Source organism: uncultured Shimia sp. (genome assembly GCF_947493595.1).
Taxonomy (GTDB): domain Bacteria; phylum Pseudomonadota; class Alphaproteobacteria; order Rhodobacterales; family Rhodobacteraceae; genus Shimia.
The window spans coordinates 1-521 of record NZ_CANLRL010000019.1 but is presented as its reverse complement, the minus strand read 5'-3'; the positions used below and the strand labels follow the sequence as shown (position 1 = coordinate 521).

Annotated in this window: 1 protein-coding gene; it reads right to left on the bottom strand. The window is 61.6% G+C overall.

Annotated features, from left to right (window positions below; genetic code table 11):
• Positions 1-521, bottom strand: a 521-nt coding sequence (locus Q0955_RS20835) for an AMP-binding protein (protein ID WP_299428830.1), incomplete at both ends; no start/stop codon positions are given.

The window sequence follows — 521 nt, the reverse complement described above, 5'->3', positions numbered from 1 at the left end:
CGGCGGCAGCCGTCGCCAGCAAAGTAGTAGTTTTTGTAGTCGCTGAAGTAGGTCTTCTCAAAGCGCTCGTGATCGCCATACACCGTGCGCATCTGACCCGGCCAGCTGTCTTGGATGCAGAGCACCCCTTCGACATCATTGCCGGTGATCTCTTCGCCGGACTGCGGATCCAGCACCACCGGGTTCACGCCAAAGAACGGCTTCATCGCCGCGCCTGGCTTGGTCGCATGGGCGCCGGGCAGCGGGGTCATCATGTGTCCGCCGGTCTCGGTCTGCCACCAGGTGTCCACAATCGGGCAGCGGCCGCCACCAATCACATCGTTGTACCAGGTCCAGGCTTCCGGGTTGATCGGCTCACCCACGGTGCCAAGGATGCGCAAGGAACTCAGATCACATTTCTCAACGTACTCATTGCCTTGCCCCATCAGGGCGCGCAGGGCGGTTGGCGCGGTGTAGAACTGGTTCACGCGGTGCTTTTCACAGACCTGCCAGAAGCGGGAGGCATCCGGATAGGTCGGCAC